At 66.7% G+C, this 26,086-nt stretch carries 29 protein-coding genes and 1 pseudogene; 9 read left to right on the forward strand and 21 right to left on the reverse strand.

Translation table 11 applies throughout. From position 1 onward, the window contains the following. The 3 genes and pseudogenes from OZ10_RS09625 to cydB form a co-directional block, all read left to right on the forward strand. Positions 1-203: pseudogene (locus tag OZ10_RS09625) on the forward strand (amino acid transporter); the annotation flags it as partial. A 408-nt stretch (positions 204-611) separates the two neighbouring features. After that, entirely contained in the window at positions 612-2,012 is a 1,401-nt protein-coding gene (locus OZ10_RS09630) for a cytochrome ubiquinol oxidase subunit I (protein ID WP_039409307.1), read from the forward strand. Further along, positions 2,012-3,028, forward strand: coding sequence for a cytochrome d ubiquinol oxidase subunit II (cydB, locus tag OZ10_RS09635; protein WP_039564663.1), 1,017 nt, complete (start codon positions 2,012-2,014; stop codon positions 3,026-3,028). The genes OZ10_RS09630 and cydB overlap by 1 nt, the downstream gene beginning before the upstream one ends. Positions 3,029-3,175: 147 nt before the next feature. Here cydB and OZ10_RS09640 read toward each other — a convergent pair whose 3' ends face one another. The 15 genes from OZ10_RS09640 to OZ10_RS09710 all read right to left on the reverse strand — a co-directional run bounded on the left by OZ10_RS09640 (position 3,176) and on the right by OZ10_RS09710 (position 16,316). Next, a complete protein-coding gene (locus OZ10_RS09640) occupies positions 3,176-3,913 on the reverse strand; it encodes a prolyl oligopeptidase family serine peptidase (protein WP_081419418.1) in 738 nt (245 codons plus the stop codon). Positions 3,914-4,088: 175 nt separating this feature from the next. Continuing rightward, positions 4,089-5,450 (reverse strand): magnesium transporter, encoded by a 1,362-nt coding sequence (mgtE, locus tag OZ10_RS09645; protein ID WP_039409298.1) that lies wholly within the window; start codon positions 5,448-5,450, stop codon positions 4,089-4,091. Positions 5,451-5,751: 301 nt separating this feature from the next. Further along, positions 5,752-7,491: a phosphoenolpyruvate--protein phosphotransferase gene (gene ptsP, locus OZ10_RS09650; protein WP_039409295.1), complete on the reverse strand. Its 1,740-nt coding sequence runs from the start codon at positions 7,489-7,491 to the stop codon at positions 5,752-5,754. A gap of 58 nt (positions 7,492-7,549) precedes the next feature. Continuing rightward, a complete protein-coding gene (locus OZ10_RS09655; RefSeq protein ID WP_039409292.1) occupies positions 7,550-7,819 on the reverse strand; it encodes an HPr family phosphocarrier protein in 270 nt (89 codons plus the stop codon). Continuing rightward, complete coding sequence (locus OZ10_RS09660) at positions 7,812-8,204, reverse strand: PTS sugar transporter subunit IIA (RefSeq protein ID WP_039409290.1); 393 nt, start codon at positions 8,202-8,204, stop codon at positions 7,812-7,814. The genes OZ10_RS09655 and OZ10_RS09660 overlap by 8 nt, the downstream gene beginning before the upstream one ends. Before the next feature lie 509 nt (positions 8,205-8,713). Then, a complete protein-coding gene (gene rapZ / locus OZ10_RS09665; protein ID WP_039409288.1) occupies positions 8,714-9,586 on the reverse strand; it encodes an RNase adapter RapZ in 873 nt (290 codons plus the stop codon). Beyond that, positions 9,583-10,533: an HPr(Ser) kinase/phosphatase gene (gene hprK / locus OZ10_RS09670; RefSeq protein ID WP_005993219.1), complete on the reverse strand. Its 951-nt coding sequence runs from the start codon at positions 10,531-10,533 to the stop codon at positions 9,583-9,585. Before hprK ends, rapZ begins: the two co-directional genes overlap by 4 nt. After that, complete coding sequence (locus tag OZ10_RS09675; protein ID WP_039409285.1) at positions 10,530-10,988, reverse strand: PTS sugar transporter subunit IIA; 459 nt, start codon at positions 10,986-10,988, stop codon at positions 10,530-10,532. Before OZ10_RS09675 ends, hprK begins: the two co-directional genes overlap by 4 nt. A gap of 21 nt (positions 10,989-11,009) precedes the next feature. After that, the gene (gene hpf / locus OZ10_RS09680) at positions 11,010-11,327 is read right to left on the reverse strand and encodes a ribosome hibernation-promoting factor, HPF/YfiA family (RefSeq protein ID WP_005913379.1); all 318 of its coding nucleotides are present in this window, start codon (positions 11,325-11,327) and stop codon (positions 11,010-11,012) included. 87 nt (positions 11,328-11,414) lie between these two features. Beyond that, positions 11,415-12,854: an RNA polymerase factor sigma-54 gene (locus OZ10_RS09685; RefSeq protein ID WP_039409266.1), complete on the reverse strand. Its 1,440-nt coding sequence runs from the start codon at positions 12,852-12,854 to the stop codon at positions 11,415-11,417. Positions 12,855-12,894: 40 nt separating this feature from the next. After that, positions 12,895-13,614, reverse strand: coding sequence for an LPS export ABC transporter ATP-binding protein (gene lptB, locus OZ10_RS09690; protein ID WP_039409264.1), 720 nt, complete (start codon positions 13,612-13,614; stop codon positions 12,895-12,897). Next, complete coding sequence (lptA, locus tag OZ10_RS09695; protein WP_081419416.1) at positions 13,614-14,168, reverse strand: lipopolysaccharide transport periplasmic protein LptA; 555 nt, start codon at positions 14,166-14,168, stop codon at positions 13,614-13,616. The genes lptB and lptA overlap by 1 nt, the downstream gene beginning before the upstream one ends. Further along, positions 14,146-14,721, reverse strand: a complete 576-nt coding sequence (lptC, locus tag OZ10_RS09700) for an LPS export ABC transporter periplasmic protein LptC (protein WP_039409260.1) — start codon at positions 14,719-14,721, stop codon at positions 14,146-14,148. Before lptC ends, lptA begins: the two co-directional genes overlap by 23 nt. Further along, positions 14,718-15,266: a KdsC family phosphatase gene (locus tag OZ10_RS09705; protein ID WP_039409257.1), complete on the reverse strand. Its 549-nt coding sequence runs from the start codon at positions 15,264-15,266 to the stop codon at positions 14,718-14,720. Before OZ10_RS09705 ends, lptC begins: the two co-directional genes overlap by 4 nt. 48 nt (positions 15,267-15,314) lie before the next feature. Beyond that, entirely contained in the window at positions 15,315-16,316 is a 1,002-nt protein-coding gene (locus tag OZ10_RS09710) for a KpsF/GutQ family sugar-phosphate isomerase (protein WP_039564664.1), read from the reverse strand. 53 nt (positions 16,317-16,369) lie between these two features. Between OZ10_RS09710 and OZ10_RS09715 the strand changes: the two genes are divergently transcribed. The 3 genes from OZ10_RS09715 to OZ10_RS09725 all read left to right on the forward strand — a co-directional run bounded on the left by OZ10_RS09715 (position 16,370) and on the right by OZ10_RS09725 (position 18,421). Then, positions 16,370-16,597, forward strand: a complete 228-nt coding sequence (locus tag OZ10_RS09715; RefSeq protein WP_039415484.1) for a BolA family protein — start codon at positions 16,370-16,372, stop codon at positions 16,595-16,597. 229 nt (positions 16,598-16,826) lie between these two features. Then, the gene (gene murA, locus OZ10_RS09720) at positions 16,827-18,101 is read left to right on the forward strand and encodes a UDP-N-acetylglucosamine 1-carboxyvinyltransferase (protein WP_039564665.1); all 1,275 of its coding nucleotides are present in this window, start codon (positions 16,827-16,829) and stop codon (positions 18,099-18,101) included. Continuing rightward, positions 18,098-18,421 carry a hypothetical protein gene (locus tag OZ10_RS09725; RefSeq protein WP_039564667.1) on the forward strand — a complete coding sequence of 108 codons (324 nt, stop codon included), beginning with the start codon at positions 18,098-18,100 and terminating at the stop codon, positions 18,419-18,421. The genes murA and OZ10_RS09725 overlap by 4 nt, the downstream gene beginning before the upstream one ends. 156 nt (positions 18,422-18,577) lie before the next feature. Here OZ10_RS09725 and OZ10_RS09730 read toward each other — a convergent pair whose 3' ends face one another. The 6 genes from OZ10_RS09730 to purM all read right to left on the reverse strand — a co-directional run bounded on the left by OZ10_RS09730 (position 18,578) and on the right by purM (position 23,056). Further along, positions 18,578-19,261 (reverse strand): DUF3108 domain-containing protein, encoded by a 684-nt coding sequence (locus OZ10_RS09730; RefSeq protein WP_039564668.1) that lies wholly within the window; start codon positions 19,259-19,261, stop codon positions 18,578-18,580. Between the two features lie 2 nt (positions 19,262-19,263). Further along, the gene (locus OZ10_RS09735; protein ID WP_039564670.1) at positions 19,264-20,091 is read right to left on the reverse strand and encodes a DUF3108 domain-containing protein; all 828 of its coding nucleotides are present in this window, start codon (positions 20,089-20,091) and stop codon (positions 19,264-19,266) included. Between the two features lie 64 nt (positions 20,092-20,155). After that, on the reverse strand, positions 20,156-20,824 hold the full coding sequence (gene purN, locus OZ10_RS09740; RefSeq protein ID WP_039404654.1) for a phosphoribosylglycinamide formyltransferase: 669 nt from the start codon (positions 20,822-20,824) through the stop codon (positions 20,156-20,158). After that, on the reverse strand, positions 20,811-21,428 hold the full coding sequence (locus OZ10_RS09745; protein ID WP_039404828.1) for a DUF2238 domain-containing protein: 618 nt from the start codon (positions 21,426-21,428) through the stop codon (positions 20,811-20,813). Before OZ10_RS09745 ends, purN begins: the two co-directional genes overlap by 14 nt. A 22-nt stretch (positions 21,429-21,450) precedes the next feature. Next, the gene (locus OZ10_RS09750; protein ID WP_039404656.1) at positions 21,451-21,909 is read right to left on the reverse strand and encodes a hypothetical protein; all 459 of its coding nucleotides are present in this window, start codon (positions 21,907-21,909) and stop codon (positions 21,451-21,453) included. Between the two features lie 13 nt (positions 21,910-21,922). Further along, positions 21,923-23,056, reverse strand: coding sequence for a phosphoribosylformylglycinamidine cyclo-ligase (purM, locus tag OZ10_RS09755; protein ID WP_202902997.1), 1,134 nt, complete (start codon positions 23,054-23,056; stop codon positions 21,923-21,925). 22 nt (positions 23,057-23,078) lie between these two features. Between purM and OZ10_RS09760 the strand changes: the two genes are divergently transcribed. The 3 genes from OZ10_RS09760 to hda are packed head-to-tail and all read left to right on the forward strand — an operon-like array spanning position 23,079 to position 26,052. Then, positions 23,079-24,191, forward strand: coding sequence for a DUF2066 domain-containing protein (locus tag OZ10_RS09760; RefSeq protein ID WP_039564672.1), 1,113 nt, complete (start codon positions 23,079-23,081; stop codon positions 24,189-24,191). Next, the gene (locus tag OZ10_RS09765) at positions 24,188-25,354 is read left to right on the forward strand and encodes an AI-2E family transporter (RefSeq protein WP_039404666.1); all 1,167 of its coding nucleotides are present in this window, start codon (positions 24,188-24,190) and stop codon (positions 25,352-25,354) included. The genes OZ10_RS09760 and OZ10_RS09765 overlap by 4 nt, the downstream gene beginning before the upstream one ends. Next, complete coding sequence (hda, locus tag OZ10_RS09770; protein ID WP_039564673.1) at positions 25,351-26,052, forward strand: DnaA regulatory inactivator Hda; 702 nt, start codon at positions 25,351-25,353, stop codon at positions 26,050-26,052. The genes OZ10_RS09765 and hda overlap by 4 nt, the downstream gene beginning before the upstream one ends. Positions 26,053-26,086: the final 34 nt, after the last annotated feature.

A 26,086-nucleotide genomic window follows, 5' to 3' on the forward strand; every position in this document is an offset into this window, starting at 1 on the left:
CCGATCGCGACGGCATCGCGTTGCCGTTCCGCATGCGCGGCTATCCGGCTCTGACGGTGCTGGCCCTGGTGATTCTGGCCGTGCTCTTCGTGCTGCTGGCCAGCTCGCCCGATACCCGCGCGCAGTTCCTGTCGATGGTGGCGTTGACGGCCGGCATCGCGGTCGTCAGCGAGCTCGCACGACGGATGCGACGCCAGCGCTAGTCAGGCGCTTCACGTGGTGGGAGCGCGCTTGACCGCGATCGAGCGTCACCGGTAGAGCGCTTCGCGCGCAAGCCGCTACCACCAGAGCAGGCGCCTGGGTGCTTGGCGCGGCGGAAAGCAGACGTGCGCATTGCACGATGCAGATAGCGCCGGGCTGGGCGCAACGGACACGACGTCGCGCTTTCGGCTTCGCCAGGCGTTGAGCTGGCGAGCAACCGAAAGCACGTCACCGGCGCGCAAGCGCGACGCTTTGACGCAGATGCGACGCCGTGTCGCATCGGGAACGGGCGCGACCGTCCCTATCATGCTGGTGCAGCGCAGGCGGTTGGGATCGGCCACCGCAGCGAGTTCCGGCGATCGATCTGCAATCGGCGCGCTGACGCTATCCACTTTCCTGGAGGGCTCTCCATGGACGCTCTGCTGTTGTCGCGGGTCCAGTTCGGGTTCGTCATCGCGTTCCACGTGCTGTTTCCGGCATTCACCATCGGGCTCTCCAGCCTGCTGGCATTTCTGGAATGGCGCTGGCTGCGTACCCGCCGACCGGTGTGGCGCGAGCTGTATTTTTTCTGGCAGAAGATCTTCGCCGTGTCGTTCGGCATGGGCGTGGTCAGCGGCATCGTGATGGCGTTCCAGTTCGGCGCCAACTGGCCGGAGCTGAGCCGCATTGCCGGCGGAGTGATCGGCCCGCTGTTGAGCTACGAAGTGCTCACCGCGTTCTTTCTCGAAGCCAGCTTCCTGGGCGTGATGATGTTCGGGTGGGGGCGCGTGTCCGAGCGCCTGCATTTCTTCGCCACCTGCATGGTGGCGCTGGGCACCTTGATCTCCACGTTCTGGATTCTTTCCTCCAACAGCTGGTTGCAGACGCCGGCCGGCTACGAAGTGATCAACGGCATCGTGCATCCGGCGGACTGGGTGAAGATCATCTTCAATCCGTCGTTTCCGTACCGCTTGGCGCATATGGCGCTGGGCTCGTTCATCACCACCTGCTTCGTGGTGGGCGCGGTGGGGGCGTGGTACCTGCATCGCGGCGTGCATCGCGACGCCGGGCTGCGCATGCTCAAGCTGGCGGTGGCGTTTGCCGCCATCACCGTGCCGCTGCAGATCTTCGTCGGCGACATGCACGGCTTGAATACGCTCAAGCACCAGCCCATGAAAATTGCGGCAATGGAAGCGCACTGGCACGCCGAAGAAGCGGGCGAGGGCGTCCCGCTGGTGGTGTTTGCTTTGCCCAATGCGCAGGCCGAGCGCAACGACTACGAGCTGGCGATTCCGCGCCTGGGCAGTGTGATTCTCACCCATAGCCTGGACGGCAGCATCGCACCGCTGACGTCGGTGCCGGCGAGCGAGCGCCCGCCGGTGACGCCGGTGTTCTTCGCCTTCCGCATCATGGTCGGGATCGGTTCGTTGATGCTGCTGGTGGCCTGGGTGTCGGCCTTCGCCTGGTGGCGCGGCAAGCTGGTGCAGTGGCGCTGGTTGCTGGCGACCTGGCGCTGGATGTTGCCAAGCGGCTTCATCGCGCTGATTTCGGGCTGGTTCGTCACCGAGATCGGGCGGCAGCCGTATGTGGTCTACGGGCTGCTGCGCACCGCCGATGCGGTCGGCCCGCAGTCGGCCTGGATGACCGCGATCTCGTTGGCGGTCTATGTGGCTGGGTACGCGTTCGTGTTCGGCTGGGGCATCTGGTATCTGGTCAAGATCGGCAAGCAGGGCCCCACGCCGCACGCCGACGCACCGCACCTGGACCATGGCGAGCACACGCCGGCGCGCCCGCTGTCGGCGGCCGATGCACCAATCGACGGAGCTGCATGATGGACATGACGACCGTGTTGCCGGTGGCGTGGTTTGCGGTGATCGGCTTCGGCGTGCTGATGTACGTGGTGCTGGACGGCTTCGTGCTCGGCATCGGCATCCTGGCGCCGTTTCGCTGCGACGAGCAGCAGCTGGACCTGATGATGAACACCGCCGCCCCGATCTGGGACGGCAACGAAACCTGGCTGGTGCTGGGCGGGGCAGGGCTGCTGGCGGCGTTTCCGAAGGCATACGCGGTGATGCTGTCGGCGCTGTACCTGCCGGTGTTGCTGATGGTGATGGCACTGGTGTTCCGCGGCGTGGCGTTCGAGTTCCGCTTCAAGGCGCAGCGTTCGCGGCGGTTGTGGAGCAATGCCTTTGCGGGTGGCTCGATCCTGGCCGCCTTCGCCCAGGGCGTGATCCTCGGCGCGCTGGTGCAGGGCTTGCCGATCGAGAACGACCGCTATGTCGGCGGCATCTGGGGCTGGTTCAGCCCGTTCGCGATGCTGACCGGCGCGGCGTTGGTGTTCGGGTATGCCTTGCTCGGCAGCACCTGGCTGATCCTCAAGACCGAAGGCCACGTGCAGCAGCTCGCGCGTCAGTTCACCCGGCCGTTGACCATCAGCGTGCTGATCTTCATCGGCCTGGTCAGCGCCTGGCTGCCGTCGTTGCAGTCGCATGTGATGGAGCGCTGGTTCGCTGGCGCGCATTACCTGTGGTTGCTACCGGTGCCGGTGCTGGTGGCCGTGGTGGGGTATGCGCTGTGGCGCTCATGCGATGCCGGGCGTGCGGACACGCCGCCGTTCCTGCTGGCTATGGGCCTGTTCGTGCTCGGCTTCCTGGGCCTGGTGCTGGGCATGTGGCCGTACCTGGTGCCGCCGGTCTACACCCTCTGGCAGGCCGCCGCGCCGCCGTCATCGCAGCTGTTCGCCATGGTGGGGCTGGTCATGCTGCTGCCGCTGGTGCTGGGCTACACGGTGTGGTCGTATCGCGTGTTCCGCGGCAAGATCACCGCCGACACCGGCTACCATCATTGATGGCCTGCGCTCGACGCCGTGCGTGCGGGCCGTGCGCATCCCTGGGCACAGGCGCCGCGCGCACCACGTGGCGGAGCGGTGTGCATGCGCGGCGGCGCAGGGTGATCGGCCAACGCCGGCCTGCGCCAGGCTCACATGCAACGGTGTTCAGCGCAGCCGCTGCGTGAACATCCACGCCCACATGGCCGGGTCGGCGTAGGTCGTGTCCCACACGTTGTGGCTGCCTTCGGGATATTCGCTGTAGCGCAGGTTGGCGCCGATGCCCTTGGCCGCGCGATACAGGGCGCGGTCGTCGTGCGGCGGCACGGCGGTGTCCTTGGCGCCATGGAAGGTCCAGATCGGCACGTGCCTGAGCTGGCTGACTGCCGCCGTGTACGGGTCGGCTTCCTTGAGCACCAGGCTGACGTACAGCGTGCGGCGCTCATCGCGCGGCGCCTTGAGCGCGCCGCAGATCGGCACGATTGCGGCAAGCCGCTGCGGTTGCATCAGCCCGATTTCCCAGGCGCCATAGCCGCCCATCGAAATGCCGGTGAGGTAGGTGCGTTGCGGGTCGGCAGCGAACTCGGTGCTGGCCGCATCCAGTGCAGCGATCGCCATGCGCGCATTGATGCCCAGCCATTCTTCGTTTTCGGGCACCTGCGGCAACACCACCAGCGCCGGGAAGTCGGCGCCGTGTTCGCTCAGGTACGGGCCCAGGCCCACCTCGGCCTGGTCGCGGCCGTTGTCGCCGCGTTCGCCCGAGCCGTGCAGGAACAACACGATCGGCCGCGGCTGCGGCGCCCTGGCCGCCGGCACGAACACCTGGTAGCGATACAGCCGGCCCTCCAGCTGCAAGGTGCGGGTGACGAAGTGGCCGTGCCGGCCGTCATGCCGGCGCTCAGCCATGCTGGAGCAGCCGGCAAGCACCAGCGCCAGGATTCCCACCACCAGGCAACGAACGATCACGCACTACTCCCCATCGGTCACAGTGCTGCAGTATCACCGCATGCACCCGCACTGGCACGTCGCACTGCGGCGATCGGCGTGTAGCCGTCACTCGCACGTGCTCACGTGGCTGCGCTCACGGCAGCAGCACCAACGTGGCCAGGCCGAGAAAGCTCAGGAAGCCCATCACATCGGTCAGGGTGGTCAGGATCACGCCACCGGCCAATGCCGGATCGAAGCCCAGGCGTTTGAGCGTCACCGGCACCAGCACGCCGCCGAACGCAGCGGTGAGCATGTTCGCGGTCAGCGCAGTGCCGATCACCAGCGACAGCATCGGTTGCCGGAACCAGGCCAGCACGATCAATCCAAGCCCCACGCCCAGGCACAGGCCGTTGATCAATGCGACGGTGAGCTCCTTCTTGAGCAGGGTCATCACGTTGGACGAGCCGATCTGGCCCAGCGCTAGGCCGCGCACCATCAGTGCCAGGACCTGGGTGCCGGCGTTGCCGCCCATGCCGGCCACGATCGGCATCAGCGCCGCCAGTGCCACCAGTTTTTCGATGGTGCCCTCGAAGCGGCTGACCACGCTGGAGGCCAGGAACGCGGTGCACAGATTGATGCCCAGCCAGATCAGGCGGCGGCGGAACGCACGCCGCGCCGGGCTGAACATGTCCTCGTCTTCGTCCAGACCGGCCGCACTCATGGCCTGGTGTTCGGCCTGCTCGCGGATGATGTCGACCACGTCGTCGATGGTGATGCGGCCGAGCAGGATGTTGTTGTCGTCCACCACCGGCGCAGAGATCCAGTCGTGGTCGGAGAAGCGCCGCGCGACTTCTTCGGCGCCATCGCCCACATCGATGGCCGGCTGCTCGTCGTCGATCAGCCGGTTGACCGGCGTGCTGTCTTCGTGGGTCACCAGCGCGGCCAGCGGTACGCGGCCCAGGTACTGGTGGCGCCGGCTCACCACATACAGGTGATCGGTGTGGTCGGGCAGCTCGCCGCGCAGGCGCAGGTAGCGCAGCACCACATCGACATTGACGTCGGCGCGCACCGTCACCACGTCCGGGTTCATCAGGCGGCCGGCGGTGTCTTCCGGATACGACAGTACCTGCTCCAGCCGTTCGCGGTTCTCGCGGTCCATCGACTTGAGCACTTCGTCGATGACGGTGTCGGGCAGATCCTCGACCAGGTTGGCCAGATCGTCGATGTCCAGGTCTTCGACCGCGGCCACGATCTCGTCCGGGTCCATGTCGGCCAGCAGGCTTTCGCGGACTTCGTCGCCGACGTGCAGCAGCACCTCGCCATCGTCCTCCGGGTCGACCAGCCCCCACACCACTTCACGCTTGCCGGGTGGCAGCGATTCGAGCAGGTTGCCGATCTCCGCCGGCGCCAACGTATTGACCAGCCGGCGCACTGGTCCCAGTCGCCCGCTGTCCAGCGCGTCGGACAGCAATCGCAGCTGGCGCGCAGTCTTGTCGTGGCGGACGGCTTCGGCCATGCGCGGCTCCCCGGAAGAGTGGACGCGCCGTCAGTGGAAGACGCGGTGCTGGGTCAGCACGGCATTATCGCTTGCGCATGGTGACGAAACATACAGTGCCGGCGCGCTTGCGGACGGTCGATCGGGCGCTGCCGGCTTGCTGGCGCGCCTGGCAAACGCTGCATGCAGCCACGACGAACCCGAGTTGGTCTGTCAGCATTGACCGGTGATTGATTGCCAGGTCGATGATCGACGCAGCGCCCACATCCGCCCTGCGGGCACTTTCCCCGCACGCGGGAGAAGGCCGTGCAGCAGCGCTGGTCTAGCTGCTCTTGCAGCTGCCGCCTGGTGCGATGGAGGCCAGCCACTTCTCGATGCTCTTGCGGTCACGTGCGCGCAGCAATTTCTCGCCATGCACGCGCAGCTCGCCCAGGTGGATGTCGCGTACCGCGCGGCGCACTTCCAGCAAGGTGGCCGGATGCAGGCTGAATTCGGTTAGTCCCAACGCCAGCAGCATCGGTACGAAACGCGGGTCGCCGGCGATCTCACCGCACACCGCCACCGGCTTGCCGTGGGCGCGCCCGGTGGCGATGACCTGCGCAATCAGCCGCAGCACCGCCGGGTGCAGCGGCGAATACAGCTCGCCCAAGGCTTCGTTGTTGCGATCCACCGCCAGCAGGTACTGCACCAGATCGTTGGTGCCGATCGACAGGAAATCGATGTCGTCGATGAAGCAGTCCAGCGCCAACGCCGCCGCCGGCACTTCGATCATCGCGCCCAGTGGAATGTGCTCGGCAATCTCGTGGCCCTCGTCGCGCAGCTGCGCGGCGATTTTTTTCAGTTGCTTGCGCAGCAACTGGATTTCTTCGCGGCCGCTGACCATGGGCACCAGGATGCGCACCTGCCCGTAGCCGGACGCGCGCAGGATCGCGCGCAGCTGCGACTGCGCAACCGCAGGGCGGGCCAGCGACAGCCGTACGCCGCGCAGGCCCAGCGCCGGGTTGTCCTCGTCGCTCAGGGTCAGCCCGGTGCGGTCGGCCTTGTCGGCGCCCAGGTCCAGCGTGCGGATGGTGACCGGGCGGTCGCTCATGCCCAGTACCGTGTCGCGATAGGTCTGGAACTGCTCGTCTTCGTCCGGCAGCTCGTTGCGCTGCAGGAACAGGAATTCGGTGCGATACAGCCCCAGCCCGCTGGCGCCCAGCGCATGCGCACGCGCGACGTCTTCCAGCGATTCTGCATTGGCCAGCAGGGTGATATCGACGTTGTCGCGGGTGCGCGTGGGCTTGGAGCGCAGCCGCCCGAGTTCGCGTTGCTCCTTGGCCAATGCGCGCAGCCGCTCGCGGTAATCGCGCAGATGCTCGGGGGTGGGGTCGACGATCACCTGGCCGGAGCCGGCATCGACGATCAACACATCGCCATCGTTGATGCGCTGGACGGCGTCGCTGACCCCCACCACCAGTGGCAGGTGCAGGCTGCGCGCCAGGATCGCGCTGTGCGACAGCGCGCTACCGGCGGTGGTGACGATGCCGACCACGCCCTGGGCCTGCAGCTGCGCCAGTTCGGACGGCGCCACGTTGTCGCAGACCAGGATCTCGCCGGCCACGCCTTTGAGATCGGGGGCACGCTTGTGCAGGAATGCATGGATGCGGCCGATGACGTGATCCAGGTCGTCCATGCGGCTCTTGAGGTAGGCGTCCTCCATGCCGTCGAACACCGCCGCCAGGCGGTCGCGTTGCACGCGCAAGGCATAGTCGGCGCTATAGCGGTGCGTGCGGATCAGCTCGTCCAGCCCCTGCAGCAGCTCCGGGTCGTCCAGCAGCAAGGCGTGCAGCTCGAGAAATTCGCCTACCTCGCGCGCCAGCGCGCCATGCAGGCGATCACGCAGTTGCTGCATTTCCACCCGTGCAGATTCGATGGCCGTGTGCAGGCGCTGCAGTTGCGTTTCCACCTGATTGGCAGGCACGCGTTGTTCGGCCACTTCCAGGGTGTGGCTCTGGCGCACGCGCGCACGCCCGAGCGCATTGCCGCGCGAGGCGCCGTGTCCGCGCAAACGCAGGCTCATGCGCGTGCCTGGCGCGCTGGCGCCGTGTCGGCTGCAACCGCACCGACGCCGCGCATGCTCAGCTGTCCTCGTCGAAACGACGCTCGAACAACTCCACCAGCGCCTGCAAGGCCTGCGCTTCGTCTTCGCCATCCAGCCGCACCACCACGCTGGTGCCTTGCCCGGCGGCGAGCAGCATCACGCCCATGATGCTCTTGGCATTCACTTCGCGGCCCTTGGCCGCCAGCGTGGCGTTGCTGCGATAGGACGACAGCGTCTGCACCAGCTTGGCGGTTGCCCGCGCATGCAGTCCGAGTCGGTTGGACACAATGAGTTCGCGTTCAAGCATCGTCGATGATCGCTCCGTTGCGGGTACCGGCCGCCGCAGTGGCGGGCAGTTCCTGCAAACCTTGTTCGGGGTAATTCATCACCCGCAGCAGCATCGGCAGGCTCAACGCGGACACACGGCGAACCGGCGTGCCCAGCTTGGCCAACCGACTGGCGAGATTGCTGGGGCTGGCGCCATACAGGTCGGTCATGACCAGCACGCCGTCGCCGCCGTCGACCCGGCGCATCGCCGCCGAGGCCTGGGGCAACAACGCGTCCAGGTCTGCATCGAACGGCACATCGAACGCTTCGGTCTTCAGCGGCAAATGCCGCAACAGCCCCGTCGCCACGTTCAACAACGCCGCGCCGATGCCGGGATGGGTAATGAGGAGAATGCCACAGGCCATGCCGAAACGTTAACAGGTCAGCATGACCGCGCGATAGCGTTTGCCCGCACCGATGTGTTGCGAACTGAATAGCCGTTTAGCTCCATCGCAGCGACCGGCGTGGCGACGCAAAGCGTTCGCGTTTTTCAGCCCTAGGGCGCGCTGATTCGTGATGTGGTCAGCATTGCCAATGCAGACCAGCTCGCAAGCGAGCGCTGCGGTACTTGCGACAGGGGCAGGGAGCAGTGCGACGCATGACCGATGCCACCAGCCACGCTTTGAACGCAACGTCGCAAGCACGTAGCGCGAAAGCGCAGAGCGACGTTTCAGGCACATCAGCAATCCAGCAGCACCGAATGCAGAGCGGCAACTCTCCACAGCACCCACCCAACCCAAGCCATCCACAAACAACCAGATTCAAAAAGGATCATGCATCCGCAACTCCTCCACGGATGCATGCAGCCACAGACCCCCGGATACCGCCTTGACGATTCCCGATTCCCGATTTCCGAATCCCGAATCCCAGCCCCTCAGTCCTGCTCGCGATGAAACGTCGCCACTTCCGGCCAACCCTGCTCGCGCGCATGCCGGGCCATGCGTTCGGCCATGTACACCGAGCGGTGCTTGCCACCGGTGCAGCCGAAGGCGATGGTCACGTAGCTGCGGGTGTCGTTGCGCAAGCGCGGCAGCCAGGTGTCGAGCAGGTCCACGATCTGCGCGCTGTAACGCTGCACATCGGCTTCCTTGTCCAGATACTCGCGCACCGCGGCATCGCGCCCGGTGAGCGGGCGCAGCTCCGGGTCCCAGTGCGGATTGGGCAGCACGCGCGCATCGAACACGAAGTCGGCTTCGGCGGGCACGCCGCGCTTGTAGGCGAACGATTCGAACAACAGCGACAGGCGATCATTGGAGCCGAGCGCAAACTCGGTCACCACACGGCGGCGCAGCTGATGCACGTTGAGCGTACTGGTGTCGATGATGGCATCGGCCTGCAGTCGCAGCGGTTCGGTCAACTGGCGCTCGCGGGTGATCGCTTCCGGCAAGGCCAGGCCAAGATGGCTCAAGGGATGGCGGCGCCGGGTGTCGGCGTAGCGCTTGATCAACGCCTCGTCGCTGGCCTCGAAAAACAGCAGCCGCGCCTCGATGCCGTATTCCTGCGCGGCCTGGCGCCATTGCGCCAGCTGGGTCAGGTCGCTGCGGCTGCGGACGTCGATGCCCACCGCCAGCCGCTGGTCGCCGAGCGGATTGCCACGCAGGCGGCTCTTGACGAAGTCCGGCAGCAACTCCACCGGCAAATTGTCCGAGCAGTAATAGTCCAGGTCTTCGAAGGTCTTCAGCGCGACCGATTTGCCCGAGCCGGACAGCCCGCTCACGATCATCAGCGTGGAGGGCGCGATACTCATGGCGTGCGTCGCTCCAGCAGGTTGCTGTGGCGGGCGATGAACATCGCCGCCGGGTCGATGCCCTTGGTGCGCAGGATATGCAGCCGGGTGGCCGCCTCGGTGAGCACGGCCAGGTTGCGGCCGGGCATCACCGGCAGGGTGATCAACGGCACGTCCAGGTCCAGCACGTGGCGGCTGCCGGAATCGCCGGTCAGGCGCTCGTAGCCGGACGGCGTGGGCTCGGTCATCGGCCGGGTCAGGTGCACGATCAGGCGCAGGTATTTGTTCTTCTTCACCGCGGTGTCGCCGAACATGTCGCGCACGTTCAACACGCCCAGGCCGCGCACTTCCAGCAGGTCCTGCAGCAGTTCCGGGCAGGTGCCGTCGAGCACGTCGGGGGCGATCTGGGTGAATTCGGGCGCGTCGTCGGCCACCAGCCGGTGACCACGGCTGAGCAGTTCCAGCGCCAGCTCGCTCTTGCCCGAGCCGGCTTCACCGGTGATCAGCACGCCGATCGAATAGATCTCCATGAACACGCCATGCAACGTGACCCGCGGCGCCAGTGTGCGCGCCAGATGGTAGGACAGGTGGTTGAGCAGTTCGTGGCCGCGCTTGGGCGAGATCCACAGCGGCGTGTTGGACTCGTCGGCCGCCGCGCGCAGGTCTTCCGGGCAGGACTGGTTCTTGCTGATCGCCAGCGCCAGCGGCTGTACCTGGATGATCTTTTCGATGGTCTCCCAGCGCTGCCGGGCATCCAGCGAATCCAGCCAGGCCAGTTCCTCGGTGCCCAGGATCTGCACCTTGTTGGGGTAGATCACGTTGAGATACCCGGCCAGCGACGGGCGCCGCGCATTGTTGCTGCCGGCCTGGATCTCGCGGTGCTCACCCTTCTGGCCGGCGACCCAGCGCAGCGCCAGCTTGTCGCGCTGCTGGTCGAACAACTCGCGTGCGGTGATGCTGGTATTCATGCCGCGCTGGCCTGTGGTGGCGGGACGTCGGTCAGCAACGCGAGCAGGGCATCGGCGTTGGGCGCTGCGCGCAATTGCTGGCGGAAGTCGGCATCGGAAAAGCGCTCGGCCAGTTCCGACAACAGCATCAGATGCTGGTGGGTGTAGTGCGCAGGCACGGCCATCGCAAAGATCAGATCCACCGGCTCGTCGCCGCCAAAGGCCACCGGCGTGTCCAGCCGCAGCAGGGCGCCGCGGGGTTCGGTCAGATTGGGGCAACGTCCATGCGGAATGGCAATGCCGTGGCCGATGGCGGTACTGCCCAGGGCCTCGCGCTCGCACAGGTTGGCGTAGAGCTCGTCGGCGCCGGCCTGGCGGCAGGACAGCAGATCGGCGGCGGTGTGCAGGACGGTGTCGCGATCGGCGGCCGGCGACACCACGGTGCGCACGGCCGCCATCAGATCGTTTAAAGGCATGAGGGCATCAAGCGGGAAGCGTCATGCGGGATTGTCGCGCACCTCGCGTGCGTGGTGGTTACATTTCTTTTCTTTGTGCTTGAGCACCAGGCGGTCGAGCTTGTCGACCAGCAGGTCGATGGCGGCGTACATGGTGGAACCGCTGGCATCTGCGTGCAGCGTGCGACCGGGAAGGTTGACGGTGGCGACCACATGGTGGTCCGGCTTGCGAACGGCCAGCTGCGTTCGGACTTCACAGTGCTGGTCGAAATGGCGCTGCAGTCGCTGCAGCTTGCTTGCCACGTACTCCCGCAGGGCAGGGGTCACTTCAAGCTGGTGGCCATACGTCTCGATGCGCATCGGATACCTCCATTGGTCGGTGGGCCAATGAACCGTTCCGGTGATCCGACAAACCCGGCGCAGGCCGGCGTTGCGGTGGTTGCAACGTCAGGCGATGCGGACGCGTTCGTGGGAGGCGGAAATGTTCATGGCCTCACGATACTTCGCAACGGTGCGCCGCGCCACTGGTACGCCGGAGGTTTTCAGCAGATCGGCCAACTTGGCGTCGGATAACGGTTTGCGCGGGTTTTCCGCCTCGATCAGGCGCCGGATCATGGCCTGGATGGCAGTGCTGGAGGCCTCGCCGCCGCTGTCTGTGTCGATGCCGGAGGCAAAGAACGAGCGCAGCGGGATGGTGCCGCGCGGGGTACGCACGTATTTGCGGGCGATGGCGCGGGAAATAGTGGATTCGTGCAGGCCGAGCTCGCCGGCGATCTCGCGCAGGGTCAGCGGGCGCAGCGCCTGCGCGCCGAATTCCAGGAACCCGGCCTGGTGCTGCAGCAGGCAGCGCACCACCCGGAGCAGGGTTTCGCCGCGCGCTTCCAGGCTCTTGAGCAGCCAGCGTGCTTCCTGCAGCTGCCCGCGCAGATAGCCGGCGTCGGACTCGCCGCAGCTGCGGATCAGGTTCTCGTAGCCGCGGTGGATGGTGACCTTGGGCTGCGCGCGGCCGGCCAAGGAGGCGCGCCAGACCCCGCGCTGGCGCCAGATCACGCAATCGGGCACCACATAGGTGTCCTGCGCCAGTTCGCCGATCTGCTTGCCCGGGCGCGGGTCCAGCGAGCGCACCAACTGCACCGCCTGCTCGACATCGGCGGTGGAGCGTTTGAGTTCGTGTGCCAGCCCGGCCACTCCGCTGCGCGGCAGCCGTTCCAGCGGGCCGGCGACGATCTGCTGGGCCAGCTCGCGCCCGGGGGTGGCCGGGTCGAGCACGGCCAACTGCAGCGCCAGGCATTCGCCCAGGGTACGTGCACCCACGCCGACCGGGTCGAAGCGCTGGATCTGGTGCAACACGGTGAGCACTTCGGCCTCGTCCACCGCCGCGCCCAGCGCCAGCGTCTCCAGAATGGCCGGCAGCGGCTCGCGCAGATAGCCGTCCTCGTCCAGCGCGTCGATCAGCATCGCGCCGATCTGGCGATCGCGCGGCGACAACGGCGACAGGTGCAGCTGCCATAACAGATGGTCGGCCAGCGTCTCGGACTCGGCCACACGTTCGGCGGCGTCACCGGACTCGTCGTCGTCGAAACTGCCGCCGCTGCCTGAGCCGCTCCACTGCAGTTCGTCCTGCGACCAGTCATCGTCGCGCTCGGCAGGGGCCGGATCTTCGCGCTGCGGTTCTTCGCTGGACGACGATGCGCTTGCCTCGGGCGCCGGCTCGTTGGCCGCATGCGCCGCTTCATCGGCCCATTCCAGCAGTGGATTGGTTTCCACTGCTTCGGCGATTTCCACTTCCAGCTCGGTGGTGGACATCTGCAATAGCTTGATCGCCTGACGCAACTGCGGCGTCATGACCAACTGTTGTCCTAGCGATGTCTGGAGCCGGGCTTTCATGCGGGCACTGACTGAAAAAAGCGTTGGCGCGGCGACGCGCTCAAAGGCGGAAGGTTTCCCCCAGATACACGCGACGGACGTCGGGATTGGCCAGCAGCGCGTCCGGTGCCCCCTGCGCCAGCACGCCCCCCTCGGCGAGGATATACGCGCGGTCACAGATTCCCAAGGTCTCGCGCACGTTGTGATCGGTGATCAGCACGCCGATGCCGCGTTCCTTGAGGTGGATGATGATGCGCTGGATCTCGCCGACCGAAATCGGATCGACGCCGGCGAATGGTTCGTCCAGCAGCATCATGCGCGGCTTGGCCGCCAGCGCACGCGCGATCTCGCACCGACGACGCTCGCCGCCGGACAGGCTCGCACCGAGCTGATCGGCGACGTGGGTGATCTGCAACTCGTCCAGCAGCGAAACCAGCTCCTTCTCGCGGCCGGCGTTGTCCAGCTCCTCGCGCAGTTCCAGCACCAGGCGGATGTTGTCGGCCACGGTGAGCTTGCGGAAGATCGACGGCTCCTGCGGCAGATAGCCCACGCCGAGTTTGGCGCGTGCATACATCGGCTCGGCGGTGAGGTCGCGGCCGTCCAGCTCGATGCGCCCGGCATCGGCCTCGACCAGACCCACGATCATGTAGAAGCAGGTGGTCTTGCCGGCGCCGTTGGGGCCGAGCAGGCCGACCACTTCGCCGGCTTCCAGCGTCAGGCCGAACTCCTTGACCACTTCGCGCTGCTTGTACTTCTTGCGCAGACCGGTGGCGACCAGCATTACTTCTTCCCCTGCGGCTTGGCTGCGGGCTTGGCGGCCGGCGCCGGCGTGGCCGCGGCAGGCGCAGCGGTCTTCGGCTGGATGATGGTGCGCACGCGGCTGCCATCGCCACCGCTCTGCATGTTGCCGGTCTTGGTGTTGTAGACCATGCGCTGGCCGGCGTTGGTGCCCTTGGGCGAGTCGACCTTGTAATTGCCGGTCAGGACGATGACTTCGTTGGCGACCTGGTACTCGATGTTGTCGGCCTGGCCGTTCATCATTGCGCCGTCGTCCATCTGCTGCTTGAGCGTGGCCTGCTTGCCGGTGAGCACCACGCGGTCGGTCTGCCCGTTCTTCTGGAAGATGTCGGCGGTGTCGGCATGGATCTCCAGCGTGCCCTGGGTGATCACCACATTGCCGCTGAAACGGCACTTGCCGCTGTCGTCGAGCATGTTGCAATCGTTGGCATTGGAGTCGATCGCCATTGGCTGATTGCGATCGCTGGTCTTGGCCAGGGCCATCGCGGGCAACAGCAGCGCGGCAAACGCCAGTTTAGCGGGCAGCATTCGGTTCATAGCGGGTCTTGACCTGAGAAAGGAGCTTGTACTGGCGTGATTTGAGATCGGCCTCGAAGCCGACCCCGCTCTGCATGATACCCGGCCGGCTCATGCTCACCGGCGCGGCGGTCTTGGCGAGATTCTGCTGCGGGAACACGTCCAGGCTTTCGGTGCGGAAGGTGGTTGGCGGGGTGTTGCCGGTGGTCGGGCTGTCGCCTTCGACACTGCCGCGCAGGCGCAGTTCGTCGCCCTTGGGGCTGACCCAACCGGTCTTGGCGCGCAGCGTCCACGGCTGGTTGGCGTTGTCGGGCAGCAGGAACACCGGCGTGGTGATGTCCGAGGTCTGGTCGGCGCGGTTGCGGTGCATTTCCGGCGCGCGCAGCGTCATCGATTCCTTGCCGGTCTGCTTGTCCAGCGCGATCAGCTCGAAGTCGCGCAGCACGTAGTCCGCCTTCGACTCGTCCACTGCCGCCGCGACCGGGCGCGCGCGCTGCTGCCATGCCGACCAGCCGGAGATCACGGCGGCGGCGAACAGCACCACGCCCAGGGTGGTTCTCCAGTTCCAGTTCATGCGGAAAACCTTTCGATGATGTCCTCGACCTGGCCCTGCGCGGCAAGCACCACGTCGCAGACCTCGCGGGCCGCGCCTTCGCCGCCACGGGCGCGGGTGTGCCACTGCACGCGCTCGGCAATCCAGGGGTGTGCGTTGGCCGGGGCCACCGGCAGGCCGACCGCCAGCAGGGCGGGCAGATCGGGCAGGTCATCGCCCATGAACAGCACCTGGTCCAGCGACAGGCCATGTTCCTGGCACAGCGCCAGGACCGCCAGTCGCTTGTTCCTGACCCCGATCTGCACATGCAGGCCGAGGTCCTGGCCACGTTTTTCCGCCGACAGGCTGGCACGTGCAGTGATCAGTGCCACATGGATGCCAGCATGCTCGAGTTGCTTGAGGCCCTGGCCGTCCAGCACGTTGAACGCCTTGCTCTCATTGCCGGCGTGGTCGTAGTACAGGCGCCCGTCGGTCAGGGTACCGTCGACGTCGAAACAGGCCAGGCGGATCCGCGCGGCGCGGTCGATCAGGTCGGCGGGAAGGTGCTGCAAGGGAGAGTAGGGCATCGGCACAAATCGGTAAGAACGGGGTCCGGCGGTTGAAAACTGAACCTGTTAAACCACCTTGGCGCGCAACAGGTCGTGAATGTTCAATGCGCCGACCGCGCGCTGTTGTGCGTCCACCACGATCAGGCCGTTGATCTTGTAGTCCTCCATCAGCCGTGCGGCCTCGGCGGCGAGCTGGTCGGCGCCGATGGTGCGCGGGTTGCGCGTCATCACCTCGGCGATGCCGGCATTGCGCACATCGATATCGCTGTCCAGGGCGCGGCGCAGGTCGCCGTCGGTGAACAGGCCGATCAGCCGGTCCTGGCCATCGACCACGGCGGTCATGCCGAGGCGCTTGCGGCTCATTTCCATCAACGCCTCGCTCAGGCTGGCGTCCTCGCGCACGCGCGGCAGGTCGTCGCCGGCGTGCATCACGTCGGTGATGTGCAGCAGCAGCCGCCGGCCCAGGCTGCCGGCCGGATGCGAGCGCGCAAAGTCGTCGGCGGTGAAGCCGCGGGCATCGAGCAGTGCCACGGCCAGCGCATCGCCCATGGCCAGCGAGGCGGTGGTACTGGAGGTTGGGGCCAGGTGCAGCGGGCAGGCTTCGGCGGAGACGCTGACATCCAGGTGCACGTCGGCGGCCTGGGCCAGGGTGGAACCTGCGCGCCCGGTCATGGCGATGATCGGGTTGCCCTGGCGCTTGAGCACCGGCAGCAGCATGCGCACTTCGTCCGATTCGCCTGAATACGACAGCGCCAGCACGATGTCGGCCTCGGTGATCATGCCCAGGTCGCCGTGGCCGGCCTCGCCAGGATGTACGAAGAACGCCGGGGTGCCGGTCGATGCCAGGGTGGCGGCGATCTTGCGTGCGATATGTCCGGACTTGCCCATGCCGGTAGCCACCACGCGCCCGCGCGAGGCCAGCACCAGCCGGCAGGCGGCAGCAAAGTCGCTGCCGATCCGCTCGCCCACGTTGGCCAGTGCGTCCTGCTCGATCTGGAGCACGCGCTGGCCGCTGGCGACCAGGCTGGCGTCGCTGACGGTGGCGATGGGCAGGGGCGAGACAGCCATGCAGGACTCGGGTGAAGAGTAGAATGTGCGCTCATTTTATGAGGAAACGCCCTTTGGACGCCGAAACCATCCGTAAACTCATCGAATCCGGCTTGCCCGAAGCCCGCGTCGACGTGCACGGCGACGATGGCGTGCACTTCGAGGCCACCGTGGTCAGCCCCGCATTTGCGGGCAAGGCCCCGCTGGCGCGCCACCGCATGGTCTACGCGACCCTGGGCGAGCTGATGGGCGGGGCGATCCACGCGCTGCAGCTCAAGACGCTGTCGCCCGAGGAAGGCTGAGCCCGGCAACCGCGCTCGCCGCCAGGCGGCCCGGGCCGGGAATCGGCATGCGGCTGCATCCTCGGCTCCCTGGCTTGGGTCCACGATCACCGCGTATCGGTGTCCAGCGCGTCCCGGGCAATGCACAGCGTGGCGCTCGGTCTCCCGGTCTCAGCGCCGTTCGCCTGAAGGCCGTCCGGCCGCACCTCCTTCCCCCGACATACCCTTACTTCGGACTTCTCAGATTCCCATGGCAAAAATCGTAGTGACCGGCGGCCAAGCGCTGCACGGCGAAGTCAATATTTCCGGCGCCAAGAACGCCGTGCTGCCGATCCTGTGCGCCACCCTGCTGGCCGACGCGCCGGTGGAAATCAGCAACGTGCCGCACCTGCACGACGTGATCACCACGGTGAAGCTGCTCGGTGAGCTGGGCGCCGAGGTCACCATCGACGAAGGCACGCTGGCCAAGGGCCGCTCGATCCTGGTCGATCCGCGTTCGGTCACCCATCAGGTCGCCCCGTACGAGCTGGTCAAGACCATGCGCGCTTCGATCCTGGTGCTGGGCCCGCTGCTGGCGCGCTACGGCACCGCCGAAGTCTCGCTGCCCGGCGGTTGCGCAATCGGCTCGCGCCCGGTGGATCAGCACATCAAGGGCCTGCAGGCGCTGGGTGCGGACATCAGCGTGGAGAACGGCTACATCAAGGCCACCAGTAGCGGGCGCCTCAAGGGCGGCCGCTATGTGTTCGACATGGTCAGCGTCACCGGCACCGAAAACGTGCTGATGGCGGCCGTGCTGGCCGAAGGCACCACGGTGCTGGAAAACGCGGCGATGGAGCCGGAGGTGACTGACCTGGCCGATTGCCTGATCGCGCTCGGTGCGCAGATCGAAGGCGCCGGCACCCCGCGCATCGTGGTGCAGGGTGTCGAGCGTCTGGGCGGCGGGCACCATGCGGTGCTGCCGGATCGCATCGAAACCGGCACCTTCCTGGTGGCCGCGGCGATGACCGGCGGCAGCGTCACCGTGCGCCGCGCACGCCCGGACACCCTGGATGCGGTGCTGGACAAGCTCACCGAAGCCGGCGCCAGCATCACCACCACCGCCGACAGCATCACCCTGGACATGCACGGTAAGCGCCCGCGTGCGGTCAACCTGACCACCGCGCCATATCCGGCGTTTCCCACCGACATGCAGGCGCAATTCATGGCGCTCAATTGCGTGGCAGACGGCGTAGGCGTGATCAACGAAACCATCTTCGAAAACCGCTTCATGCACGTCAACGAGCTGCTGCGCCTGGGCGCGGACATCCAGGTCGAAGGCCATACCGCCATCGTGCGCGGTGCCGAACGCCTGAGTGGCGCGCCGGTGATGGCGACCGATCTGCGCGCGTCGGCATCGTTGATCCTGGCCGGCCTGGTGGCCGACGGCGACACCACCATCGATCGCATCTACCACCTGGACCGTGGCTACGAAAACATCGAGGAGAAGCTGGGGGCGCTGGGCGCGACCATCCGGCGCAGCGCATGATCCTGCGCGGACGCTTCACCACCCGGCGCAAGATCCTGCTGGGCGTGATCGTGCTGATCCTGGCGTGGCTGGCCTATGCATGGAGCGTGGGCATGGCCATCACCCAGGGCGTCGAGTTCAAGGACATGGACTGGAACGGCGACGGCACCGCCAGCCGCAACGAGATCGCGCAATCGTTCTATGCGGTGGCGGTAAAAAAGACCGTCGAAGGCAAGCGCCATTGCGACTTGTTTTATTGGCGCGGCACGGATGAGCAGATCCGGGTGGACTGCCGCACGGTGTTCTCCAGTGGCGATGACAAGGCGGCGGCCAAGCCCTGAGGGTCGAGCGTTTCTGCGTGCTGCGGAGATTCCGCCGCATGCCGATCGGAATGAAGAGCCCGGCTCGCGGCCGGGCTCTCATCGCTGTCGGAGGCAAGATGCCTGTCGAGCAGGTTCCCGTGCTCTGGTAGGAGCGTGCCCGCGCGCGCCTGGCGCTTAGCGCAGGCCCTTGATGGTCAGGTCCAGCGCATCCTGGCCCTTTTCCTTCTGCAGCAGGCGCGCCGGCACCGGCAGGTCCTTGACCACCCAGGCGATCAATTCCTTGTCGCCGTCCACGCGCGAGACCTTGGTGGCCTGTTCCTGCTTGCCGTTGACGGTGATGGTTTCCTTGCCGACCACCTTGTAGCTCATCGGCTTGATGCGGCCTTCGTCCACCATGCGGTAGTTGAGCGGCTTGCCGGCGGCCAGGTCGCGGGTGATTGCCAGGTTGATCAGCAATGCGTCCATATCGCCAGGCTGCAGCTTGACCGGACCGCGACGGTCCGGCTTGATGTCGCCGCCCCAGGTGGCCTGGCTGGTTTTCCAGTCGTAATTGGCGGTGACGTTGCGGCGCTTGACCATCATCGACGAGGTGTCGTTGCTGCTCACCGGGCGCAATTGGCCGTTGGCTTCCTCGAACACCGTGCTCTGGGTCAGGTTGGCCAGCTGGTTCTGGATGGTCAGCGTGTAGCGCCACTGGTTGGCGCCGGCCGCGGCCAGGGTCATGGTGCCGTTGGCCTGCATACCCATGTAATTGGCCGAGTAGTCGGCCTGGAAGGGCTGCACGGCAAACGCCGGCAGGCTGGCCACGGCCAGGGCAGCGGCGGCGATCAATGCGCTGGGGCGGAAAGAGAATGTCATGGTCAGGCTCCTTGGTATTCGACCAGGCGGAGATCGACCTGATCCTCACCTTTGTCACGTTGCAGGATGCGCACCGGGGTCGGAACCCCGTTGGCGATCCAGAGGATGGTTTCGTTGTCGCCGCCGTTGACGCGATACACGCGCAACGCGTCGTAGCTCAGGTCGCCGACCTGCACCACCTCGGTGGTGTCGGCGGCGCGGTAGTCGTACTTGCGCACCTTGCCCACGTCGACATAGCGATAGCTCAGGCTGCGGCCGGGCTGCGCGTCGCGCATCAGCGACAGGTTCAAGGAGAGCGCGCTCTGGTCGCCGTGCTGCAGCGGAATCGGTTGTTGGCGTTCCTTCTTCAGATCGCCATCCCATTGCGCGGTGCCGGCCTGCCAGTTGTAGACGCCGGTGACCTTCTTGCCGAAGAACACCGCCTTGCGCACGGTGCTCTGGCTCAGCGGCACGTAGGTGTCACCGTCGACACGGAACACCGTGCTCTGCTCCAGGTTCAGGCCCAGGATGCTGGCAAAGCCTTTACGGCCGCGTACCGACATGTCGATGCGCCACTGGCTGCCGTCGCCGTGGCTGACCTGCATCGTGGCGTCGCCCGCTTCCTTGCCGCGATAGAACGCCTGGTAGGTCGCCACGAACGGCTCCAGCGGTGGCGGCGTCCAGGTGCTGGCAGGCAGGGTGGCGGCAGATGCCGGTGCCTCCGCAGCAGGGGGCACCGGCGTTGGCTGGGCGGGCACGGGGACGTGAGTGGCCTGTTGCGCGCGGCCGGGGCCGGCCTGGGTGAGCAGGGCGGTGGTCAACAGCGCGGCGGCGATCGGAAGGACGTTCATGCGCTGATTGGGGCACAGGGCCCACAAGGATGTCCGAGGCAGGATGAGGGGGGCGTCTGCGCATTCAGGCGAATGCGGTGTCAGCGGACTCTAGTCGTAGTGGCGTAAACAGGCACTGACCGTCGAGGTGGACCGCATCGCCGTGGATCTGCACACGCCCACTGGCCAGCAGGTCGAGGGTGGCAAGCAGCAGCGGATGCTCGCGGGCCAGGACACGCGCAGCCAGCTGGTCGGCACTGTCGCCAGGCAGCACCGGCACGCGGGCCTGTGCGATCACGCTGCCGGCATCCAGCTCGGGCACCACCAGATGCACGCTGGCGCCATGTTCGGCATCGCCGGCTTCCAGCGCGCGCGCATGGGTGTGCAGGCCGCGATACTTGGGCAGCAGCGACGGGTGGATATTGAGCATGCGGCCGGCAAAGCGGCGCACCAGCGGCTCGCCGAGGATGCGCATGTAGCCGGCGCAGACGATCCAGTCCGGCTGCACGGCGGCGATCGCATCGCCCAGCGCCGCATCGAACGCGTCCCTGTCGGCAAACGCGCGCGGGCTGGCGCTCCAGCGCCGTGCCGCGTCCACCTTCTGCAGGGCCGGCGCCTGCGGGCGATCGGAGAACACCCCGACCACGGTTGCGTGCAGGCGCCCGCTGGCGATGGCATCGAGCATGGCCTGCAGGTTGCTGCCGCGGCCGGAGGCCAGTACGGCCAGGCGGAGCGGGGCGTCAGTTGCGTGCATTGAGCAATGTCCTCACCACGGGGTAGGCCGCCAGGCTGCCGAGGGTGGCCAGCAGCATGTCGGTATGCGCGTCCCAGGGATCGCCCTGCTGGCCGTTGTAGGCTTCGGCGGCCTGCGGCGACAGCAGCAGCGCAATGCCCCATTCGAACCACTCGTAAATCAGGCTGACGCACATGATGCTCATCACCGTCAGCGCGAAGGCCTGACGCCGCGTCAATCGCGGCCATCGCCGCACCGCCAGCTGCATCACGGCCGGGGTAAAGCACAGCCCGAACAGCAGATGGATCAGCCGGTCGAAATGATTGCGCGTCCAGCCGAACGCCGTAGCAGGCGACCAGTGCAGCAGCTGCCGGCTCCAGTGTTCGTAGGGCACGTTGGAATACAGCCAGCGTGCGCCGATGCAGTGCATGCAGATGAACACGCAGATCGCTGTAAAGGCACCGGTGTCCATCGGACAGCGACGGTCGACACCCATCAGCGCAATCAGCCCGGCCACGGTCAACGTACTGTGCAGCGCCTGCTCGAGCGGCCACAGCGGGGCGATCCAGCTTGCTGCAAACACTGCCAGCGTGGCGACCAACGCGGCCAGCTTCGGACGGCGCATGGCGCGTGGGCTCGCCTTCATTTCAACCTGCGGCAGGCGCAGCGCCGAACAGTGCCTTGACCTGGGGGCGCAGCAAGGTGACCAGCGTGAAGACTCCAAGCACGGTCCCGAACGGCATGAAGCTGCAGGAGATGCCCGCCACGATCAGACAGAGCAGATGCCGCCGGCGCTGGGCGATGCAGCGCCCGGCATAGGCCATGAACCCGGCCAGGGTCAGGCCGCCGGTGATCAGGGCGGCCGCGAACACCACGAAGATCCAGCCGAACAGGCGCATCTCGGCAGGTGCGGGTTCCCCATTGCTGCCCTGCATCGGCAACTGCCCGGTGACAATGGCCAGCCCCATGACCAGATGGATCAGCGGGAACATCGAAAACAGCCCGGTGATGCCGGCCAGCACGTAATGAAAGATCGACAGCAGCTTGAGATGCTGCAGGTCGTCGGCGCTGGCCGACGGAGCGGCCAGGGGTGGGGAAGCGTCCATGCGAGGTTCCTGGTCAGCCGATCTGTACGCGTTCGTCGCCGCGCGCGGCGACCACCTGGCCGATCCGCCAGTGGGCGAGCGACTGGCCATCCAGCGCCTGTTCCAGCGCCGCCGCCTGATCAGGGGATGCGACCAGCACGAAGCCGATCCCGCAGTTGAAGGTGCGCCACATTTCGGCATCGGCCACCGCGCCTTCGCGCTGCAGCCAGGCAAAGACCGGCGGCAGCGTCCACGCCTTGGCATCGATCTCCAGGCCCAGGCCATCCGGAATCACGCGAATGATGTTTTCGGTCAGCCCGCCGCCGGTGATGTGCGCCATGGCGTGGATCGATTCGCCATGCGATTTCAGCAGCGCCAGCACCGGCTTGACGTACAGCGCGGTGGGCGCCATCAATGCATCGATCAACCTGGTGCCATCGTCCAGCACGTGCTCGGCCGGCGCACCGGCGCGTTCGTAGATCTTGCGGATCAACGAATAGCCGTTGGAATGCGGGCCGGAGGACGCGATGCCGATCAGCACGTCGCCGGCGCGTACCTGTGCGCCGTCCAGCAACTGCGACTTTTCCACCGCACCGACGGTGAAGCCGGCCAGGTCGTATTCGCCGGGCGGGTACATGTCGGGCATTTCGGCGGTTTCGCCGCCGATCAACGCGCAACCGGACAGCTCGCAACCGCGTGCAATGCCGCCCACCACTGCAGCCGCAGTGTCCACATCCAGCTTGCCGGTGGCGAAGTAGTCCAGGAAGAACAGCGGTTCGGCGCCCTGCACCAGCACGTCGTTGACGCACATGCCGACCAGGTCGATGCCGATGGTGTCGTGGCGGCCCAGTTGCTGTGCCAGCTTGAGCTTGGTGCCCACGCCGTCGGTGCCGGAGACCAGCACCGGCTCCTTGTACTTGCCGGACAGGTCGAACAGCGCGCCAAAGCCGCCCAGGCCACCCATCACCTCCGGCCGGAAGCTGCGCTTGACCAGCGGCTTGATGCGTTCGACCAGGGCGTTGCCGGCATCGATGTCGACGCCTGCGTCGCGGTAGGTCATGGGCGAGGGAGTAGAAGGCGTTGGGCTGGTCACGGGCGTGGGTGGCTCGGCAGTAAAGGCGGCGATTTTAACAGCCACGTTGGCGCTAGCGCCCCATTCGGGCAACAATTCACCCGGATACGCCTATGCCATGGAACCGTCGATGCGCCGCAGTCTCGCTTTCTTTCTCGCCCTCGTGGTCGCCATGCCCGCCGTTCCGGCCTTTGCGCAGGCCGACCTGCGCACCGAAGGCGACGTCGCCAAGGCGCAGAGCGCCTACGATGCCGAAGTGCCGGTCAACAGCCAGAGCGAATCCGATTGCCCCGGTGCCCTGGCGCGCGCGCTGGGCGCGGTGCTGGGCAAGGTCTCCGGCGATCGCTCGGTGATGAGCCGCCCGGGGGTGCCGCAGGCGCTGCGCAATGCGCCCAATTACGTCGAGCACTACGACTACCGCCAGGATCAGGGCACTTCGCGCTCCGGTGCGCCGACCTTCCGCACCACCCTGGTGGCACGGTTTCGGCAGTCCGATGTCGATGGACTGATCGCAGCGTTGGGCCTGCCGGTCTGGCCGCTGCCGCGGCCCAAGCCGGTGCTGTGGCTGGCCATCGATGACGGCAGCGGTCCGCGCCTGGTCGGGGTTGCCCAGGCCAACGCCGCCCGCAGCGTGCTCGACCGCGCCATCGAGCGTGGCTATCGGCTCGGCCTGCCGGGCGGCGCCGCTGCCGAGCAGGTACTGGCCGGTGCGATCTGGCGCAAGGACACCGCCGCGGTGTCGCGCGCCTCGGCCAAGTACAGCCCGCCGATGCAACTGATCGGCAAGCTCTACCGCAATGCCGCCGGCTGGACCGCCGACTGGGTGTTCGTGGACAACGGCAATGTGTTGTCCAGCTGGACCAGCAGCGATGGCGATGCGCGGCGTGCGATGGCGGCCGGTGCCGACGGCGCGGCCGATGCACTGGTCAAGCGCTATGCCAAGCGCGTGGACTCGGGGGTGCCGGGCGTATACCGCGCGGTGATCACCGGCATCCATAGCGCCGACGATTACCTGCGGGTTGCCGCTGCGCTGCAGGGCGTGTCGGTGGTGCGCAGCATCCGCCCGGTCAGCGCCAATGGCGACCGCATGGAAGTGGATCTGGAATTGCTCACGGGCATTTCCGGGCTCAACCGTATGCTCGGCGACAATAGTCCCCTGGTCTCGGTGTCGGTCCCGACCGAGGGCCCGATCATTCTCGAAAACGAGCGCGCCGAGTACCGCCTGAAATGACTTTGACTCCCGAAGCCGAGATCGCCTTATTCCTGCGTCGCCTCAAATGGGCGGCGGTGATCGTCGGTGTGCTGTGGGTGATCTCGCTGCTGGCGCCGATCCTGACGCCCTTCGTACTGGCCCTGCTGCTTGCGTGGCTGGGCGATCCGCTGGTGGACCGCATCGAGCGCGCCGGGCGTTCGCGCAACGTGGCGGTGGCCCTGGTGTTCGTGCTGGCCACGCTGTTGTTCGTGCTGGCGCTGATGATCCTGGTGCCGATGATCGAACGCCAGATCATGACCCTGATCGATGCACTGCCGCAGATGCGCGCCTGGGCGATCAGTACCGCCATCCCGTGGCTGGAAGCCAAGACCGGCGTGGAGCTGATGGGCTGGCTGGACCCGGAGCGGCTGATCGACTGGATCCGCAGCCATTGGGAACAGGCCGGCGGTGCCGCCAAGACCTTCTTCGGCTACGTGTCGCGCTCGGGCTTTGCGATGGTGACCTGGGTGATCAACCTGGCATTGCTGCCGATCCTGGCGTTCTACTTCCTGCGTGACTGGGACCGGCTGGTCGAGCGCGTGGCGGCGGTGATACCGCGTGCCTACATCGGCACGGTGAGCCGGTTGGCGCTGGAATCCAACGACGTGCTCGGCGGCTTCATTCGCGGCCAGTTCCTGGTGATGCTGGCGTTGGGCGCGATCTATGCCACCGGCCTGTCCATCATCGGGCTGAACCTGGGGTTGTTGATCGGCATCATCGCCGGTTTCATCAGCTTCATTCCGTACCTGGGCGCGACCACCGGCATCGTGCTGGCGCTGCTGGCGGCCATCGTGCAGGCGCAGGGCCTGGACCTGAAGCTGCTGATCGGCGTGGGCGTGGTGTTCACCGTTGGCCAGTTGCTGGAAAGCTACGTGCTCACCCCGCGCATCGTCGGCGACAAGATCGGCCTGCATCCGGTGGCAGTGATCTTTGCGGTGATGGCCGGCGGCCAGTTGTTCGGCTTCCTCGGGATGTTGCTGGCATTGCCGGTGGCGGCGGTGGCCAATGTGCTGCTGCGCTACGCGCATGAGCAGTACACCCGCAGCGACCTGTATGCAGGCGAGCGGGCCGGCATCGTGCTGCAGTCCACGCCCGAGCGCAGCATCATCATCGACCCGAGCAAGGACGCAGATCGGTCGTGAGCGTGCCGCAGTTGCCATTGGCGTTGCGCGCGCCATCCGACCAGCGTTTCGACAGTTACATCGCCGCGCCCGACGGCCTGCTTGCGCAGTTGCAGGCGCTGGCGGCCGGGCAGGTGAACGACTGGCTGTACCTGGCCGGTCCCGCCGGTACCGGCAAGACGCATCTGGCACTGGCGGTGTGCGCTGCGGCCGAGCAGGCCGGGCGCGCAACGGCGTATCTGCCCCTGCACGCGGCGGCTGGACGGCTGCGCGATGCGCTCGAAGCGCTGGAAGGGCGCAGCCTGGTCGCACTGGACGGCGTGGACAGCATTGCCGGGCAGCGCGACGACGAAGTGGCGCTGTTCGATTTCCACAACCGTGCGCGCGCGGCCGGCATCAGCCTGCTCTACACCGCCCGGCAAATGCCCGATGGCCTGGCCCTGGTCCTGCCGGACCTGCGCTCGCGCCTGTCGCAATGCATCCGCATCGGCTTGCCGGTACTCGACGATGCCGCGCGCGCGGCGGTGCTGCGCGACCGCGCGCAGCGGCGCGGCCTGGCTCTGGACGAGGCGGCGATCGATTGGTTGCTGACCCATAGCGAGCGCGAGCTGGCCGGTCTGGTGGCCTTGCTGGATCGGCTGGATCGCGAATCGCTGGCCGCCAAGCGCCGCATCACGGTGCCGTTCCTGCGGCGTGTGCTTGAGGATCGTGGGTCCTAGAGCAGTCGGCAGGATGACTGCGCTCGTTGTCGGG

Source organism: Xanthomonas cannabis pv. cannabis, assembly GCF_000802365.1.
Lineage (GTDB): Bacteria > Pseudomonadota > Gammaproteobacteria > Xanthomonadales > Xanthomonadaceae > Xanthomonas > Xanthomonas cannabis.